The following is a 382-nucleotide window of genomic DNA, read 5'->3' on the forward strand; positions in this document are numbered from 1 at the left end:
CCCCTCGAGGCCACCGAACCCGCCGACGCCGAGGGCCACGCAGGACACGCCCTGACGGCCAGGACGACCGCCGGCGTGCGGAGCAAGGGCGAGCACCTGGACCGGCACCGGGGGGTGCCCCGCGGGGGGCGCGTCGTTGTGGTCGTCCTCCAGCGACGTGTCGGTGTTCTCGGGCTTCGTGGCGTCGTTTTCCTCGCTCGCGGTGCGGAACTCCGGTGAGGTGGTGTTGAGTTCGCGTACCATGACGGGCTTATTCGTGAGCTGGCGGGGGATGAAGAACATCACGTCTGCTTCTTCGGTGTGGGCTGAGCCAGTCTGGACGGAGTTCGCGGGCTCCCCCGCCGCCATCGCCCGCAGACCGGACAGCAGTTCCTCCCGCCCC

Annotated in this window: 1 protein-coding gene; it reads right to left on the reverse strand. The window is 70.2% G+C overall.

Features of this window, described 5'->3' with window-relative positions:
• The coding region (locus PUR71_RS02920) for a hypothetical protein (protein WP_329924706.1) at window positions 1–285 on the reverse strand (285 nt) is incomplete at its 3' end.
• Window positions 286–382: the final 97 nt, after the last annotated feature.

The organism is Streptomyces sp. SP17BM10 (assembly GCF_036322405.1).
In the GTDB taxonomy this organism is placed as follows: Bacteria; Actinomycetota; Actinomycetes; order Streptomycetales; family Streptomycetaceae; genus Kitasatospora.